The 714-nt window shown below is 70.7% G+C and carries 1 protein-coding gene; it reads right to left on the bottom strand.

Features of this window, described 5'->3' with window-relative positions; genetic code table 11:
• Positions 1–714 (bottom strand): hypothetical protein (locus ACFWJO_RS39955; protein ID WP_386873231.1); only part of this gene is annotated, 714 nt, incomplete at both ends.

Below are 714 nucleotides of genomic sequence, written 5' to 3'. Positions count from 1 at the left end.
GGGGTAGGTGAAGGACGCGTCCCGCACCTCGATGGACTCCTCGAACGTGATGCGCTCGTAGGGCCGGTCCGCCGCGTGCAGGACCGGCTGCGCGGCGGCGAGTTCCGCCGTCGTGCGCTCGAAGGCCGGCCAGGACGTGCGGATCTCGTTGGTGGTGGCCATGAGCGCGGCCATGGACGGCAGCACGCGGAAGCCGGCCATCGCGAGCAGGGCGAGCGAGCCGAACGCCTCCCCGCCGCGACCCTGGATGAAGGCCACGGCCACGAGCGCCGCGATAGCGGCCACGAAGGCGACCTCGAGCACGTAGCGCGGCATCATCGTGAGGATCATCTTGAGCCGCGTGGCTTCGGCGCTCTCCGCGCGGGCGGCCCGGTACTCCTCCATGAAGGCCGAGTCGTTGCCGCGGATCTTCACGTCCTTGTAGTTCTCCAGGCCCTGCAGCGCCGCCGTGTTGGCCCGCTCCCCCGTGGTCACCAGGGTCCAGCCCAGGCGGGAGGCCGGGCGGCGGATCACGGTCTTGATCACCCAGGCGACGGCGAGGAAGTACAGGGCCATCCCGAGCCCCGTCAGCGGCATGGAGACGCCCACCACGACCGCCACCGCGACGAGCGTCACGGCCTCCGTGAGGAACGTGACGGACGCGTTCACCACGCCCGTGTAGGCCATGCTGGAGGTGCCGGTGACGTTGTTGACCAGGGTGCCCACGGTGCGCGT

Source organism: Streptomyces sp. NPDC127092 (assembly GCF_042722475.1).
Lineage (GTDB): Bacteria > Actinomycetota > Actinomycetes > Streptomycetales > Streptomycetaceae > Streptomyces.
This window is presented reverse-complemented; position numbering and strand designations above follow the sequence as displayed.